Raw genomic sequence first — 15,584 nt, 5'->3', positions numbered from 1 at the left:
TTTAAACCTTCGAATGGCCTTCATTCATAAAGCGATCTGTTATTTGTTATTCAAACTGCCCCATAGACGTAATGTTTTGCAGTTGAGTTTGCATGTGGCCAAGCTGCTCTTGTTCTGCCATTGAGGAATTATGAAACGCGGAATTCAGTGCATTTTTAGCACGTTGAATTTCTTTTTGAACAGCTTCCCTTTGAATATCTGTTTCAGCTGCAAGAGCTAATAACTCTGCACGTGCAACAGCTTCGCGAGCTTCTTGATACAGCATATTTCCCATTACTGCTCACCTCGCTGATTACGCTGGTTGGATTGTTCTCTTTGCTTCATACTTGGTAAACCTTCTGTTTCATTTGCAGGCTGTACCGCATCCTTACCTTGCTGGATTGCACGCTTTGATCTAGAATGTTTGCTCATGTTCATCTCTCCTTTGGACAATGGGATTCACTAATAAGTTGTCCAAACGTAAAGGTGAACATGCAGTGGTTTTAGAGATTTAGTGCTTCTTCTAAATATAAGGCAATGCCATCTTCCTCATTTGACTTAGTTGTCGCATTTGCCAGGTTTTTTAACGCATCAATCCCATTTTCCATAGCGACTCCTTGACCTGCAAATTCAATCATCTCAAAGTCATTATCTTCATCACCAAAGGCAATAATTCGATCACGTGGAATACCGTAAAAGTCAGACACTTTCTTCAGGCCGACCGCTTTGTTCATACCAGCCTTAACAATCTCAATTACATTCCAAGGTGCTCCCCATGTTCGTTGATCAATCACTTCTGCATGCGCATCTTTAATTAGATCACGCAATTGTTTTTCATTACGTTCATTTGGATGGATGAGAATAGCTGTAGGATCATCCCGCAAGATATGAAGTAAATTACCATGATCAACAGGACTTGACCCTGCTGTAAACGTATCAACAAAAACTTTATCAAAGTAACGAAGATAAAAGTCATCAATCACTTCTACCATGATATTGCTGACATCAAATGCTTCGCATGTTTCAATTACTGTCTTAGCCGTGTTTAGGTCAAGAGGTGAATGATAGGTGCCAAAGCTTGAATCTTTCGGATGATGCGTAAAAGCGCCGTTAAAGTTAACAATGGCTGTATCTAGCTGCAGTTCATGATAATACTGCATGCTCGCACGGTAAGGGCGTCCGGTTGAAATGACTACGATATGACCTGCATCTCTTGCTTTGTTTATTACTTCCTTTGATCGGGAAGAAATGGTTTTTTGATCAGTAAGCAGTGTTCCGTCAAGGTCTAGGGCAATTAGATGTTGATTAGACAAAGTTATCTCTCCTTTTATCTATTACTAAATTAGGTAACAAAATGTCCTTATTCCTCCAAAAAATCTCGTTGCATTATATGATATAGTATTTATGTATACAGTACATGCTGTATGAATTACATTACTCTCCATAAAGGAGGAAGCGCATGATGGAGACATTATTTACTAACTTTGGAGCGCGTGCATTATGGACTCCAGAGTTAATTGTTGTACTTTTAATAGTTGGTGCGATTTATTTTTATATTGTAACCAAAGGGCGTGTCCGTTTTAAGGATGCAGAAGTTGTTCCTTTGAGAAAGAAAATATACTTTTCCCTTGGTTTGATTGCTTTATATGTTGGATGGGGAAGTCCACTGTATGTAGCTGGGCATATTATGATTACTTTCCATATGACGCAAATGGTTTTTGCCTATTTTGTAGCTGTACCTCTAATGCTGCTTGGCACGCCTCAATGGATGTTTACAGCTCTTATTAATAAATTTAAGCACACAGCTCTAGGGCCGGTCTTTAAAATCATATGGAGCCCAATCATGGCTTTATTCTTATTTAACGGACTTTTTTCATTGTATCATGTCCCATTTATGTTTGACACGTTGATGCAATCAGAGATCCTTCATAGTTTGTATCAGCAAGTTCTATTTATTGCAGCAACGTTAATGTGGTGGCATATGTTAGCGCCGGTTCCTTCTACATCACAGTTATCAGACCTAAGAAGAATTGGCTATATTTTTGCAAATGGTATTCTCATTACACCAGCGTGTGCATTAATTATTTTTGCCCCAGAACCGCTTTATCAAACCTATACAGACCCTAGCGTCTGGGCTTCTGTGATGGCTTATTGTCTGCCGGCCGGTGCAGATGTGCCGATGTCGGTGTTTAGCGGGCCGAACTCATTTGCCTTTTTAGAAACGAGAATGGACCAGCAGCTTGCAGGGGTTCTAATGAAGATCATGCAAGAAATTACGTATGGCTTCACGATTGGGTACGTATTTAAGCAATGGCTGAAAAAAGAGAAGCAGCAAGACGGAGCATTAACAATCAGTGATATTCCTGTTCCAAAATCATAATGTGAAAGAGGATAAAAAATGAAGAAATGGATCGTCGTTTTAATAAGCATGTTCTTTTTATCTGGCTGCGGCTGGATTTATGGTATGGGAGGAAACTCCGAATATGATATTTCAGGCGGTAATCTGGAAATGCCTGAATTTGAATTTACAAATCAAGATGGAGAACCGTTTGGTAATAGCGATCTTGAAGGTGACTACTGGCTTGCTACGATGATTTTCACCCAATGTCCGTCTGTTTGTCCGACAATGACTCCTAATATGCAGCGCCTTCAAGATGCGATGATTGCAGAAGGGAAAGAAATGAAATTCATTTCATTTACAGTAGATCCTAAACAAGATACCCCAGAGGTTCTTCATAAGTACGGAACGAATGTCGGAGCTGACTTTAACTACTGGAATTTTTTAACTGGCTATTCGCAAGAGGAAATAGCTGAGCTTTCAAAGGAAGCGTTCGCTGCGATTGTACAAGATGTAGAAGATAGTGATGAGATTATGCATAGTACAAGCTTTTACTTAGTAGACCCAGAAGGAAATGTGATTAGAAAATATGATGGACTGCAAAGCGACCAAACTGAAATTGTAAAAGATTTAAAGGCGACGGTTAACTAAAACGGTTAAGTAAGACGGTTAACTAAATAAAGTGTTTGGCAAACAGATTAGTTGACTCATCAAAGCCTTTTTCATAAGCTTCTACTAGTGAGTAACTCAAATTGATTGTAAGTGGAGGTGAAAAAATGAAAAACTGGATAAAACGCCGTTCACTTTTATTACTTATTGTGGCTGCGATTGCCCTTATGCTGCAAGCTTGCGGTACAGAGGAAGATGGAGAGCCAAGCGGTGAACTTTCTCTTATTAATGAGGATAATCAAGAAGTTTCTCTAACTAATAAAGATCGTGCTACTGTGCTATTTCACTTCACTGAAGTTGGTTGAGGACTCTGTCAGCAGCAACTAGTTCAGTTGCAGGAGAATATTCATTTATTTGATGATATTGATGCAGATCTATATGCTATTAGCGTAGACAGCCCTGATAATCATAACCGATTAAAAGAAGCTGGTGCTTTTACGTACTCGTTTTTAACAGACCAATCATTTGAAGTGCTTGAAGAAGTCAACATGAAAAATGATGAAATGTCTTATCGCGGGGTAAGTATCCTTGATGAAAATGGTGCTTATGTTTATCATGAAATCAATGATTTATGGGGCGAACAAATTGAAGAGACAGCTGAACGTATTCACGAACAGCTGGAAGAATTAAATAATTAACAGAGAAGCGCGGTTAGATGCCGCGTTTTTTTGTTGTCTAAAGAAGAAAATTTAGATAAATGAAAAATAAAATAAAAATACAGTTGAATTTATTTTTATTCATACTTATAATGGGAAACAAGATAAATGCGAGAAGCGGAAATGGAGAGTTGAATTGTGAAGGTTGGAATTATTGGTGCTACAGGTTATGGTGGAGCCGATCTGCTGCGCCTGTTATGGCAGCATCCCGAGGCAGAAGAAATCATCACGTATACATCTTCAAAACAGGATTTGCATATTCATGAATCTTATCCTCATTTAACAGCAATGTATGAACAAAAATTAGAAGAACTTGATGCACAAAAGATCGCAAGTGAAGTAGATATTGTTTTTCTAGCTACTCCTCCTGGGGTATCAAGTGAATTGACTGCATTATTAGCTCAATACGGCGCTCAAGTCATCGACTTGTCAGGAGACTTGCGATTAGAAGATCCTGATACTTACACCGCTTGGTATAAGCGCCCTTCTGCATCTAGTAATCTCTTAAATCAAGCGGTATACGGACTATCGGAATGGAATCAGGCCCAGATAAAAGAAGCTGATATCATTGCTAACCCAGGCTGTTACCCTACTGCGATTTTATTAGGGCTTGCTCCGCTTATTAAAGAAGGGTTGATCGATCCAAACTCAATTATTATTGATGCGAAGTCAGGGACATCTGGTGCTGGCCGTACGCCAAGCCTAATGACCCATTTTAGTGAGATGAATGAGAATTTTAAAGCTTATCAAGTGAATACCCACAAGCATATTCCTGAAATCGAGCAAGTATTGAAGTCTTGGAATGATAAGGCAGGCGCTATTACATTCCAGCCTCATCTTGTTCCTATGGTTAGAGGAATTATGGCAACGATGTATGGAGTCTCCATCAAACCTACGTCAGAAGCAGAGCTCAGAGGATTATACGAAGAAACGTATAAAGAGAGCCGTTTTGTTCGAATAAGGCCAGCTGGGTCATACCCAGCAACAAAAGAAGTATATGGAAGCAACTTTTGTGATATCGGGATCGGTTATGACGAACGAACAAATAGAATAACAGTCATTTCCGTGATTGATAATGTGGTAAAAGGGGCTTCAGGGCAAGCGATTCAAAACTGGAACATTATGAACGGATGGGATGAAGCAACAGGTCTTAATGTGGTGCCAACCTATCCATAAAGGGGTGGATGAAGTGAGTGTACTAAGTAAAGAGGTTCACATATCAAAAATAGATGAAGGCGGTATTACAACGCCAAAAGGCTTTAGTGCTGTTGGAGTTCACACTGGGGTTAAGAGAAAAAGAAATGACCTGGGTGCGATTTTCAGCGACGTTCCTTGCAGTGCAGCTGCTGTATATACATTGAATAAAATGCAGGCAGCACCGTTAAAAGTAACGCAGGAAAGTATTCAAAAAGACGGCAAAATCCAAGCACTTGTTGTTAACAGCGGTAATGCAAATGCTTGTACTGGTCAGAAAGGGTTAGAGGATGCTTATAAAATGCGTCATTTATCCGCTGTACACTTTGGGATTGAAGATCATCTAGTAGCTGTCACTTCAACTGGTGTCATTGGTGAATTTTTACAAATGGATAAAATTGAAAAGGGTATTACCCAACTTGTACCAAGTTCAACAAAAGAAGCAGCTTATGCGTTTAATCAAGCCATTTTAACGACGGATACGATTCAGAAACATACATGTTATCAAACATCGATTGATGGGGAGTGTATATCAATCGGGGGGGTAGCTAAAGGCTCTGGGATGATTCACCCTAATATGGCAACGATGCTTTCCTTTATTACGACTGATGCCAATATTGAACATGATATCCTGCAAGCAGCGCTGTCTTCCATTACGAATAAGACCTTTAACCGCATCACTGTCGACGGAGACACATCAACAAATGATATGGTCGTAGTAATGGCTTCGGGCCTTGCAAACAATCAGCCGCTCACTCCAAGCCACCCGGATTGGGATGCTTTCTATCAAGCATTAGAAGCAGCATGTGAGGATTTATCAAAATTGATCGCCCGTGACGGTGAAGGAGCGTCTAAATTAATTGAAGTTCAAGTAAATGGGGCTAAAAATGATGAGGAAGCTGGGAAAATTGCCAAACAAATTGTCGGTTCTGACTTAGTTAAATCAGCGGTGTACGGAACAGATGCCAATTGGGGACGGATTATTTGCGCGATCGGTTACAGTGAATGTGACATTAATCCAGATACCATTGATATCGGAATTGGCCCGATTAAGACGTTGGAGTCAAGCAGTCCATTAGCTTTTTCTGAAGAAGAAGCGACCGCTTATATGAAGGAAAATGATACAGTCATTATTTCAGTAGACCTTCATGTCGGAGAAGGGTTCGGCAAAGCTTGGGGCTGTGATTTAACGTATGAATACGTCAGAATTAATGCTGGATACCGGACATAAGGAGGAAGCTGTTATGAAAGATCTTATCGTCATTAAATGCGGCGGAAGTACACTTGATCAGTTAACCCCATCATTTTTTAACACAATTACCGATTTAGTGAAAAGCGGTAAGAAAGTGATCATCGTTCATGGCGGAGGACCCCACATCAATCAAACTCTGAATCAATTAAACATCGAATCTACGTTTGTAAATGGGTTAAGAAAGACTACTCTCGATGTTTTGCAGGCAGTTGAGATGGTTCTTTGCGGCAAGGTAAATAAAGCGCTGGTTACCAAAGTTCAACTAGCTGATACATTAGCTGTCGGGTTATCAGGCTTAGACGGCGGACTGATGAAAGTTGAGGCAGTGGATGAGGAGAACTTAGGTTTTGTAGGAGAACCTGTACAAATTAATACGGACCTTATTTATCAATTACTCGACCAACATCTCGTTCCTGTGATAGCTCCAATTGGAATGAATGAAGAAGGTCACCACTATAATGTAAATGCAGATAGTGCAGCGGCGGCGATTGCTAGAGCTACTCAAGCAGAAGAGCTAGTATTTGTAACAGATGTGGACGGTATCTTAAAAAATGGTGATTTGATAGAATCTGCAACCTGTGAAGAAGTTGATCAATTGATTGAAGAAGGTACGGTATATGGCGGGATGATTCCTAAAGTAAAAGCCGCTATGAAAAGCTTAACGGGAAATGTGCAATCAGTAACAATCATGAACGGGAAATCAGATCAATCATTATTTAATGGAGATCTAATAGGAACAAAAATTTCAAAATCACTAAGCAATCAGCCGGTGATGTAGAGGAGAGATAAGAATGAGTGCTTTATTTCCTACATATGCTAGGTGGCAGCTAGAACCAGTAAGTGGAGAGGGAGCTCTATTAGTTGATAGCTCTGGTGTGACTTATCTCGATTTTGTAGCTGGTATTGCTGTTTGTAATCTAGGTCACTGTCATCCAAAAGTTAATCAAGCAGTGAAAGAACAAGTCGAGAGTTTATGGCATGTGTCCAATCTATTTCAAATTAAACAACAAGAACAAGCTGCAAAAACACTGACTGATTACAGCGTTCTAGATAAAGTATTCTTTTGTAACAGCGGGGCAGAAGCGAATGAAGCGGCGATCAAGCTCGCCAGGAAAGCAACAGGCAAACATAAAATTCTTAGCTTTCATCAGTCGTTTCATGGCCGGACAATAGGAAGCATGTCAGCTACGGGCCAATCAAAAGTTCATGAAGGCTATGGACCGCTTCTATCTGAATTTGAGTATCTTCCTTACAATGATGAGAATGCCCTAAGCGATGCCGTTAATCCTGAAGTGGCTGCGATTATGGTTGAAGTCATCCAAGGGGAAGGCGGGGTTACTCCAATGACTCAAGCTTTTGCTGATAAGTTAAAAGAAGTGACTGAAATGCACGGATGCTTGCTTATTATCGATGAAGTTCAAACGGGAATCGGCAGAACAGGCACGTTGTTTGCTTACGAACAATACGGCTTATCACCAGATATCATTACTGCTGCAAAAGGACTCGGAAATGGTTTTCCTGTTGGAGCAATGCTTGGTAAAGAACATTTAACGCCTTACTTTCAAGCCGGCAGTCATGGGTCAACGTTTGGCGGAAATCCGCTAGCGATGGCAGCAGTGAATGCGGTATTAAAAGAAGTTGTGGCAGAGAACTTATTAGAAGATGTTACGAATAAAGGGAAATGGGTCATCAATGAACTGAAAGATTTCAGCAAGGAAGTCGATGAGATCGTTGATGTACGTGGAAAAGGGCTGATGATAGGGATTGAATGCAAGCATGAAGTAGCGCCATTAGTTGCTGCATTAAGAGAGCAAAAGCTTCTCGTATTGCAAGCTGGACCGAATGTTTTGCGTCTTTTACCGCCATTAGTTGTAACAAATGAGCAATTAGAACAAGCTTTAGAAGCAGTAAAAAATGTGTTTAAATCAAGTACACTATTGACTCAATAGGTAAGCTGCGTAATGCTCTTTTTTTAGAAAAAGAATGTATAAAAATACTATATAAAGAATATTCATTCGATGGATGTGGAGGGATTAGTTGATGAAAGGCTACATTGTACTTGAAACCGGGGAAATTTTTGAAGGAGAGCTTGCAGGAGATCAAAAGCATGTACATGGAGAAATCGTCTTTTTTACAGGGATGACGGGTTATCAGGAAGTGATGACTGATCCGTCATTTAAAGGGCAAATGGTCGTGTTTACGTATCCGTTAATAGGAAATTATGGTGTGAATGCTGTGGATAATGAAAGCAGAAGCTCTCAGGCAGCTGCCCTCATTGTTCACAAGCTTAGTGATGAGGGGTATCACTATGATTCCGAAGATAACCTTACTACAAGCTGCGCCAAAGCAGAAATCCCGCTCTTAACGGGGGTGGACACACGAGCGATTGTAAAACGTATTCGTGAAAAAGGTGATATGAGGGCGATCTTAACAACTGACTTAAAAGAGGTTGATTTCGAATTAATCCCTAATTTAGCTGATCAAGATGTCGTTGCGGACGTATCTGTCACCAAACCAATGCGGCTAGGAAGCGGTGATACCCATATTGTTGTGATGGATTATGGGTATAAGAAATCAATTATTGATCACCTTCTTAATCTTGATTGTAAAGTGACGATTATGCCTTTTCACTCAACGTTTGAAGAGGTTGAAGCACTTAAGCCTGATGGAGTGCTGTTATCTAATGGACCTGGTAACCCAAAACGTTTAGTCCATTTGCTGCCTTCTATAAAAAAGCTGGCTATGACATTTCCTACCATGGGAATCTGCTTAGGCCATCAGCTGCTTGCGCTGGCATTTGGCGCTGACACAGAGAAGCTGCGTTTTGGTCATCGGGGAGCAAATCAGCCGGTGATTGACTGCATGACAAATAAAGTGTACATGACATCGCAAAATCATAGCTACGTAGTAAAGGAAGATTCCTTAATTCAGACAGGTTTTAGTCCGAAATTCATGAATATAAATGATTCATCAATTGAAGGGTTAATCCATAATGAATGGGCTGTTATGACCCTTCAATTTCATCCAGAGGCTCATCCGGGCCCAAGTGACAGTGCTCATTATTTCAATGATTTTATGCAGATGGTTCATAAGAAAGGGAGAGAGAAGACGTATGCCTAAACAAGAACAGATACAATCTGTGCTCGTTATTGGTTCTGGTCCAATTGTGATCGGCCAGGCGGCAGAGTTTGATTATGCAGGTACACAAGCATGCCTTGCATTAAAAGAAGAAGGAATAAAAGTAATCCTAGTTAATAATAATCCAGCAACAGTTATGACTGATGAAGCTTGTGCAGATGTCGTCTATTTTGAGCCGTTGACGGTTGAAAGCATTAAAAAGATTATACAAAAAGAACAGCCTGATGGGATTTTAGCCACACTAGGAGGTCAAACGGGGCTAAATTTAGCTTTAGCTCTTCATGATAAAGGGATCTTAGAAGAGTTAGACGTTCAATTACTCGGAACTCCAATTGAATCGATCAAAAAAGGAGAAGACCGAGAAGAGTTTCGTGCATTAATGCATGAATTGAACGAACCAGTCCCAGAAAGTGACATTGTAACAACTATTGATGGCGCGCTTCAATTCGCCGAAAGCGTAGGCTACCCAATTATTGTAAGACCAGCCTATACCCTTGGGGGCGCAGGAGGTGGAATTGCAGAAAACGAGGCTGAACTTCTGCGCATTATTAAAGGAGGGCTCGCTCTTAGCCCGATTAATCAATGCTTAGTAGAGAAAAGCATTGCTGGCTTTAAAGAAATTGAATATGAAGTCATGCGTGATGAAAATGATACGTGCATTACAATCTGTAATATGGAAAATATCGATCCTGTTGGGATTCACACGGGTGACTCAATGGTAGTGGCACCCTCACAGACCTTAACGGATGTTGAATATCAAATGCTGCGTTCTGTATCTGTGAAAATCATTCGTGCGCTTGGGATTGTCGGAGGATGTAACATTCAATTTGCTCTCGATCCGTATAGTAAAAGATACTACTTAATTGAAGTGAACCCTCGAGTCAGCCGTTCGTCTGCTTTGGCTTCTAAGGCAACCGGTTATCCGATTGCAAGAATGGCAGCGAAGTTAAGCATTGGTTATCAGCTGCATGAACTAATCAACCCAGTAACTGGACATACGTATGCAAGCTTTGAACCCGCTCTAGATTATGTAGTCGTCAAATTTCCACGCTGGCCGTTTGATAAGCTGACTCAAGCAGAGCGACAGCTTGGTACGCAGATGAAGGCCACTGGTGAAGTTATGGCAATCGAGAGAAATCTTGAAGCAGGTATTCAGAAAGCTGTTAGGTCGCTTGAAATTAAAGTAGAAGGGCTTAGTTTGCCAAGCTTGAAATCCTTGAATGATCAAGAGTTATGGCAAATAGTTAAGAAAGCCGACGATCGCCGCTTTTTTGCGATTATGGATTTACTTAGAAAAGGGGTTACAGTCGAAGAAATTCATCATGAAACACAAATTAACCACTTCTTCTTACGGGCTTTTCTCCATCTCGTGGATATAGAAAAAGACATTTCAAAACAAACGCTCGAAGCTGTAACAAAGGAGAAGATGCATGTTTATAAAGTGAATGGATTCCAAGATCAGTGGCTCGCAAAACAATGGGGAGTATCTGAGCTTGCTATTCGTCAAAAAAGAAAAGGGTTGGGCGTCACTCCTGCTTATAAAATGGTTGATACATGTGCTGGAGAATTTACGGCTTCCACCTCTTATTATTACTCTAGCTGGAGCGGTGAAGGAGACGTAGAGATCACACAGGATAAAAAGAAAATTATCATTCTTGGGTCTGGACCTATCCGTATTGGTCAAGGGATTGAATTTGATTATTGTTCGGTTCACGGGGCAAAAAGTCTGCATCAATTAGGGTATGAAGCGATTATTATTAACAATAATCCAGAGACTGTCAGCACCGATTATGCCACGGCTGACCGTTTATATTTTGAGCCGCTTACAGTAGAAGATGTGCTCAATATAATTGACATAGAAGAGCCTGAAGGAGTGGTAGTCGGGCTTGGAGGGCAGACCGCGATCTCATTAGTTGAAGGCTTGGAGGACGCAGGTATTCACATTTATGGCACGAAAACAGAAACGATTGATCAACTTGAAGACAGAGGGAAATTTTATGAGTTCATGAATCAGGTAGATGTGCCTCACATTCCTGGTGTGACGGCAGAACACAAATCAGATGCGATAGAGAAAGCAAGCGAGATTGGTTACCCTGTTTTAGTTAGACCGTCGTATGTTATTGGCGGTCAGGGCATGATGATTGCTACGTCAAAACAAGAGTTAGAAGAGGTTCTAGACTCAAAACAACATGATCTAACTTACCCGCTGTTAATTGATGCTTATTATCCTGGAGTGGAGCTAGAGGTAGACGTTTTAACAGACGGAAACGATATCTATATTGCAGGCTTATTTGAACAAATCGAAAAAGCAGGAGTGCACTCAGGTGACAGCATAGCTGTCACACCATCTTTTTCTGTGTCTGATGAAGTCAAAGAATTAATCTTAACTTACACGAGTAAAATGGCAAAAGGAATGGACCTTAGAGGCATATTTAATGTTCAGTTTGTTTTGTTTGAGGAAAGTCTTTATGTTATCGAGATTAATCCGAGAGCATCAAGAACGGTACCTATTTTAAGCAAAATCAATGGTGAAAATTTAATTGAATATACAATTCATCTCTTATTAGGTAAATCCTTAGCTGAGGTTACCTCACATAATGGTTATGGAGAGATTCCAGGCTTTTATACAGTAAAAGCACCGGTGTTTTCTTATCAAAAGCTCTCAGGAGTTGACCCTATTCTTGAAGCCGAAATGAAATCGACAGGTGAATTAATCAGCATTAGTTCAGATTTAAATGAGGCATTTAAGAAGACATTTGAAGCATTGGATATGGGAACTTCAGTATCGAACACAGTAAACCGTTCTGTTTTTATTGAGGTCGATGAGATGTATAGCAGTGAGCTTGATCGCTACAAGCAACAATTAGAAGCAGAAGGGTTCACGATCGAAGAAGAGGGATTTAGTGAATGGATACAATCTGACGGGGCAGCTCTTCTAATCAGCCTGCCTAAGCCAGGATTTAAAACAGGAATGGATAAACGAATCGAAGCATTGAAGCAGCGTGTAAATGTTATAACAGAATTAACGACATTAGAAGCGTTTTTAAAAGGAAATAAACCTTGTTGCGATCATTTACTGTCGATTCAAGAATGGAGAACAAGAACGAAAGAATTAGTATAATAATCATGTGAAGGTGTGTTGGATGTGAGCAACCAAACAATAGAGAGCAAGACATCAATCAAAGGAAGAGATTTTCTTACGTTATTGGATTATACTCCAGAAGAAGTCAATCAGTTACTAGAAACAGCTATGCAGCTTAAAGCTCGTGCAAAAGAAAAATCAATTCAGCCATTACTTAGCGGGAAATCGTTAGGAATGATCTTTGAGAATTCTTCTACAAGAACAAGGGTATCATTTGAAGTAGGAATGACTCAATTAGGAGGGCATGCGTTGTTTTTGAGCCCAAAAGATCTTCAGATTGGCCGTGGTGAACCGATCATGGATACAGCTAAAGTTTTGTCACGCTATGTAGATGCGATCATGATTCGTACAAACTCCCATGAAATGGTCGAAGAACTAGCAGCTCATGCAGATGTTCCGGTAATCAATGCGCTGACTGATGCGTTTCATCCATGCCAGGCGCTTGCAGATCTTTTAACCATTAAAGAGCATAAACCAAATCAAGGGAAAATAAAGATGGCCTATGTTGGAGACGGGAATAATGTGGCCCATTCTCTTTTGGCAGCCGGTGCAAAAGCGGGGATGGATGTAGCCATTGCAACGCCTGAAGGGTATGAGGTCAATCAAGACATTTTTAATCAAGCTGTTGAAGCAGCCAAAGAAACTGGAGCCATCTTATCGCAGACCAATGACCCTGCTTATGCTGTTAATGATGCTGATGTGATTTACACAGATGTATGGGCGAGCATGGGGTATGAAGCTGAGCAAGCGGCAAGAATGGAAGTGTTTACTCCTTTTCAAGTGAACGAGGCGTTAGCAGCTTATGCAAAACCAGATTATTTATTTCTGCATTGTCTGCCGGCGCATCGCGGTGAAGAAGTGACTAGTGAAGTAATTGATGGCGGGAATTCTGTTATTTATGATCAGGCAGAAAATAGACTGCATGCTCAAAAAGCAATTTTAGCCTCCCTGCTTTCATAAAATATTGTTCTTGGCTCATGATTCTTCTCAATATGGAAATTCTAAACCTAAAGGAGGGATCCATGATGGGGCAGAATAGACAATTTGATCACGGTCAAAAAGCACCGAATAACGGGATTTATGTTGAAATTGGTGAAACAGGGAGTATGGTACAGAACCCTAAATCCGTAAAGCTTAAAGCGGGAGACACATTCCCGGAAAATTCAAACCATAACCGCAAATGGACTCAAAAAAGGAAACCATAAGAAAAAGTTACAAAAAGCAGCAAGCATGATGTGAATTCATGCCTGCTGCTTTTTTTGAAAAAGAATATCCTCATTTGACTCATTCCGTTTTTCCTAACATATGCATAGGGTAATAAGTAATGAACACTTATTTAAAAGTGTTTAGATCATATGATTAGGGAGGGGAGAGGCGAAAAATGTCAGTAGATGAGACATTCTTTAAAATTGAAAATCAGTGGAACCTCCTCTTTTTTCCTCGGCAGCCCAATGGGTTTGCTGTATTTATAATAGGAGATCACCCAAAAAGCGTTGAAGAATCATCAAGTATATGGCACCAACATCCTGAGAGGTTCCTTTTTATCCAGGCTTTAATAAAAGAAGGCTATACCATCTTTACTTCCCAGCTATTTGGAAGGCATTGGGGGAGCAAGCGCGCTGTGGATTACAGCGAACAGTTATACCATCTTATATATAAAAGGGCTTTATTAAATAAGAAAATTCACCTTATTGCAGAGGGAAGCGGTGCCTTAGTCTCACAATTACTTATTAAAAGAAGACCTGAATTAATAAGGTCTGTATTATATATTAATCCTTGTCTTGATCTTCTTGCTTTTGCTAAACAAGAAGAACATAATAAATTATATTATAAACGATTTATTCGGGAATTTGCACAAGCACATAGTATGGAAGAAGACGCGGCAGCTCTTTCCTTATCTATAGATCAAAATGAATTTAATAGAACTAATCAATACCCGCCTATCCATATTATTCATGATGTTCTGCACAAGCGTTTTCCTTTTGATCAACATAGCAGGCCTTTCACTCTTGTGGCACAAGATAAAGAAATGCAGGTAACCCTTAGCTTACATGGGGGTGGGAAGACCTTTTCATCTTATATAGACCCTGCTTGTCGATTTTTTAAAAAGCATGAAATCAACTTGTAGCGTGGATAAATTGGATAAGGAGGGGTTTGATGAAAAAAGTATGTGTAACGGGAGCATTAGGGTTTGCCGGTTTTCATCTCTGCAATGAATTATTAGAACAAGGAATTGAAGTCATCGGCATAGATCAACATGATGAGAAGCGTGCGTTAGAACAAGAAGAGATGGAATTAAGAATAGGCAGGAATGCGCTTTTTCATCTGTTTAAAACTACGATAGAGGATTTGGAAAAAGACAAATGGAAGGATCTTGATGTTTGTTTTCATATGACTCCCCTTGAAAGCACAGCGCTTGAAGAGGAAAAGAGAATCCTAAATTTATTGATGAACAATCTCTCACCTCGATGTACGTTCATCTACCCGATTTATACTGCCATTAACGATCAACCGAAGCTGGTTAATATTGAAGCTGAAATTAAACCATACATGAGGCTGATATCAGCTTATAAAATCGTAGAGCTGCCTAATCTATATGGACCTTGGCATTGCGAAGGGCTTCTAGATGTTGATGAGAGTTCATTGTATATAAAAGACGCCGTAAAAGGGTTAGTATTGGCTGCTAAAAGCTCTAAAAAAAATGAGGTCATTTATTTGCCAACTTATTATGAACTCAATCAAAAAAAGTCATTTTATCAAACAGAAAACCGATCCTCCTCTGGAATTGAAAAGGCAGAGGAGATCGGATATATGCCTGAGGTGGAGATTGAGGCGGGAGTTGCAAAATGCAAAGAACATATGAAACAATGGCAAAAACAACTTGATCTTTTAAAAGGAAGTGACTAAAGTAAGTGGCTAAATCGGAATGGAATAAATCGGAGTGGAGTCGATCGTTAATCGGGATCATCATTTTTGGTGTGGTCACCTTGATGTTTTTTTATATAGGAACAAATGTAGTTGGCTTCTCAGATGGAATAAGTGTTATAGGAGGGTTAGTCTTAGGCTTTGCAGCAGAGTTTCTTTACCGAAAATGGACCGCTCATAAGCGAATGTCGTAGAAGACTCTATAGGGGTCTTTTTTTTGTTCGCCCAGCATGGGCGAACTCTAACGGGTGAAAGTCCCGAGTACGACCCTGTAGCGGTAAGTACATAGCC

At 40.2% G+C, this 15,584-nt stretch carries 17 protein-coding genes and 1 pseudogene; 15 read left to right on the top strand and 3 right to left on the bottom strand.

Annotated features, from left to right (window positions below; all coding sequences use genetic code 11):
* Positions 1–46: 46 nt before the first annotated feature.
* From A33I_RS11570 to A33I_RS11565, 3 genes are all read right to left on the bottom strand, one after another.
* Positions 47–274, bottom strand: a complete 228-nt coding sequence (locus A33I_RS11570) for a DUF3813 domain-containing protein (protein WP_012959789.1) — start codon at positions 272–274, stop codon at positions 47–49.
* Positions 274–411: a hypothetical protein gene (locus A33I_RS20890; protein ID WP_012959788.1), complete on the bottom strand. Its 138-nt coding sequence runs from the start codon at positions 409–411 to the stop codon at positions 274–276. The genes A33I_RS11570 and A33I_RS20890 overlap by 1 nt, the downstream gene beginning before the upstream one ends.
* Before the next feature lie 71 nt (positions 412–482).
* A complete protein-coding gene (locus A33I_RS11565) occupies positions 483–1,292 on the bottom strand; it encodes a Cof-type HAD-IIB family hydrolase (protein WP_022628583.1) in 810 nt (269 codons plus the stop codon).
* Positions 1,293–1,438: 146 nt separating this feature from the next.
* Between A33I_RS11565 and ctaG the strand changes: the two genes are divergently transcribed.
* The 15 genes and pseudogenes from ctaG (at position 1,439) to A33I_RS11490 (ending at position 15,487) form a co-directional block, all read left to right on the top strand.
* Entirely contained in the window at positions 1,439–2,359 is a 921-nt protein-coding gene (gene ctaG / locus A33I_RS11560; protein ID WP_022628582.1) for a cytochrome c oxidase assembly factor CtaG, read from the top strand.
* 18 nt (positions 2,360–2,377) lie between these two features.
* The gene (locus tag A33I_RS11555) at positions 2,378–2,968 is read left to right on the top strand and encodes an SCO family protein (RefSeq protein ID WP_022628581.1); all 591 of its coding nucleotides are present in this window, start codon (positions 2,378–2,380) and stop codon (positions 2,966–2,968) included.
* Positions 2,969–3,093: 125 nt separating this feature from the next.
* Positions 3,094–3,291: a hypothetical protein gene (locus A33I_RS11550; RefSeq protein WP_012959784.1), complete on the top strand. Its 198-nt coding sequence runs from the start codon at positions 3,094–3,096 to the stop codon at positions 3,289–3,291.
* A gap of 18 nt (positions 3,292–3,309) precedes the next feature.
* Positions 3,310–3,624: pseudogene (locus A33I_RS11545) on the top strand (redoxin domain-containing protein); the annotation flags it as partial.
* A gap of 156 nt (positions 3,625–3,780) precedes the next feature.
* Positions 3,781–4,818 (top strand): N-acetyl-gamma-glutamyl-phosphate reductase, encoded by a 1,038-nt coding sequence (argC, locus tag A33I_RS11540; RefSeq protein WP_022628579.1) that lies wholly within the window; start codon positions 3,781–3,783, stop codon positions 4,816–4,818.
* A 13-nt stretch (positions 4,819–4,831) separates the two neighbouring features.
* Positions 4,832–6,067 (top strand): bifunctional glutamate N-acetyltransferase/amino-acid acetyltransferase ArgJ, encoded by a 1,236-nt coding sequence (gene argJ, locus A33I_RS11535; RefSeq protein ID WP_022628578.1) that lies wholly within the window; start codon positions 4,832–4,834, stop codon positions 6,065–6,067.
* A gap of 13 nt (positions 6,068–6,080) precedes the next feature.
* Positions 6,081–6,866, top strand: a complete 786-nt coding sequence (argB, locus tag A33I_RS11530) for an acetylglutamate kinase (RefSeq protein ID WP_022628577.1) — start codon at positions 6,081–6,083, stop codon at positions 6,864–6,866.
* A 13-nt stretch (positions 6,867–6,879) separates the two neighbouring features.
* The gene (locus tag A33I_RS11525) at positions 6,880–8,037 is read left to right on the top strand and encodes an acetylornithine transaminase (RefSeq protein WP_022628576.1); all 1,158 of its coding nucleotides are present in this window, start codon (positions 6,880–6,882) and stop codon (positions 8,035–8,037) included.
* Between the two features lie 91 nt (positions 8,038–8,128).
* Positions 8,129–9,208, top strand: coding sequence for a carbamoyl phosphate synthase small subunit (locus A33I_RS11520; protein ID WP_022628575.1), 1,080 nt, complete (start codon positions 8,129–8,131; stop codon positions 9,206–9,208).
* Positions 9,201–12,347: a carbamoyl phosphate synthase large subunit gene (locus A33I_RS11515; RefSeq protein ID WP_022628574.1), complete on the top strand. Its 3,147-nt coding sequence runs from the start codon at positions 9,201–9,203 to the stop codon at positions 12,345–12,347. The genes A33I_RS11520 and A33I_RS11515 overlap by 8 nt, the downstream gene beginning before the upstream one ends.
* A 24-nt stretch (positions 12,348–12,371) precedes the next feature.
* Positions 12,372–13,328, top strand: coding sequence for an ornithine carbamoyltransferase (gene argF / locus A33I_RS11510; protein WP_022628573.1), 957 nt, complete (start codon positions 12,372–12,374; stop codon positions 13,326–13,328).
* Between the two features lie 65 nt (positions 13,329–13,393).
* Complete coding sequence (locus A33I_RS11505; RefSeq protein ID WP_022628572.1) at positions 13,394–13,573, top strand: YjzC family protein; 180 nt, start codon at positions 13,394–13,396, stop codon at positions 13,571–13,573.
* A gap of 176 nt (positions 13,574–13,749) precedes the next feature.
* Positions 13,750–14,496, top strand: a complete 747-nt coding sequence (locus tag A33I_RS11500; protein WP_022628571.1) for an alpha/beta fold hydrolase — start codon at positions 13,750–13,752, stop codon at positions 14,494–14,496.
* Positions 14,497–14,525: 29 nt separating this feature from the next.
* Positions 14,526–15,275, top strand: coding sequence for an NAD-dependent epimerase/dehydratase family protein (locus A33I_RS11495; protein ID WP_022628570.1), 750 nt, complete (start codon positions 14,526–14,528; stop codon positions 15,273–15,275).
* Between the two features lie 5 nt (positions 15,276–15,280).
* Entirely contained in the window at positions 15,281–15,487 is a 207-nt protein-coding gene (locus tag A33I_RS11490; protein ID WP_022628569.1) for a hypothetical protein, read from the top strand.
* Positions 15,488–15,584 lie beyond the last annotated feature (97 nt).

It is taken from the genome of Alkalihalophilus marmarensis DSM 21297 (assembly GCF_000474275.2).
Lineage (GTDB): Bacteria > Bacillota > Bacilli > Bacillales > Bacillaceae_D > Alkalihalophilus > Alkalihalophilus marmarensis.
The sequence above is the reverse complement of the archived record's forward strand: the minus strand, read 5'-3'. Positions and strand labels throughout refer to the sequence as shown.

Coding starts and splice junctions, on each gene's coding strand:
- A33I_RS11570 (WP_012959789.1), bottom strand. CDS start 274: ATGGGAAATATGCTGTATCAAGAAGCTCGCGAAGCTGTTGCACGTGCA.
- A33I_RS20890 (WP_012959788.1), bottom strand. CDS start 411: ATGAGCAAACATTCTAGATCAAAGCGTGCAATCCAGCAAGGTAAGGAT.
- ctaG (WP_022628582.1), top strand. CDS start 1,439: ATGATGGAGACATTATTTACTAACTTTGGAGCGCGTGCATTATGGACT.
- A33I_RS11555 (WP_022628581.1), top strand. CDS start 2,378: ATGAAGAAATGGATCGTCGTTTTAATAAGCATGTTCTTTTTATCTGGC.
- A33I_RS11550 (WP_012959784.1), top strand. CDS start 3,094: ATGAAAAACTGGATAAAACGCCGTTCACTTTTATTACTTATTGTGGCT.
- argB (WP_022628577.1), top strand. CDS start 6,081: ATGAAAGATCTTATCGTCATTAAATGCGGCGGAAGTACACTTGATCAG.
- A33I_RS11525 (WP_022628576.1), top strand. CDS start 6,880: ATGAGTGCTTTATTTCCTACATATGCTAGGTGGCAGCTAGAACCAGTA.
- A33I_RS11520 (WP_022628575.1), top strand. CDS start 8,129: ATGAAAGGCTACATTGTACTTGAAACCGGGGAAATTTTTGAAGGAGAG.
- A33I_RS11515 (WP_022628574.1), top strand. CDS start 9,201: ATGCCTAAACAAGAACAGATACAATCTGTGCTCGTTATTGGTTCTGGT.
- A33I_RS11505 (WP_022628572.1), top strand. CDS start 13,394: ATGGGGCAGAATAGACAATTTGATCACGGTCAAAAAGCACCGAATAAC.
- A33I_RS11500 (WP_022628571.1), top strand. CDS start 13,750: ATGTCAGTAGATGAGACATTCTTTAAAATTGAAAATCAGTGGAACCTC.
- A33I_RS11495 (WP_022628570.1), top strand. CDS start 14,526: ATGAAAAAAGTATGTGTAACGGGAGCATTAGGGTTTGCCGGTTTTCAT.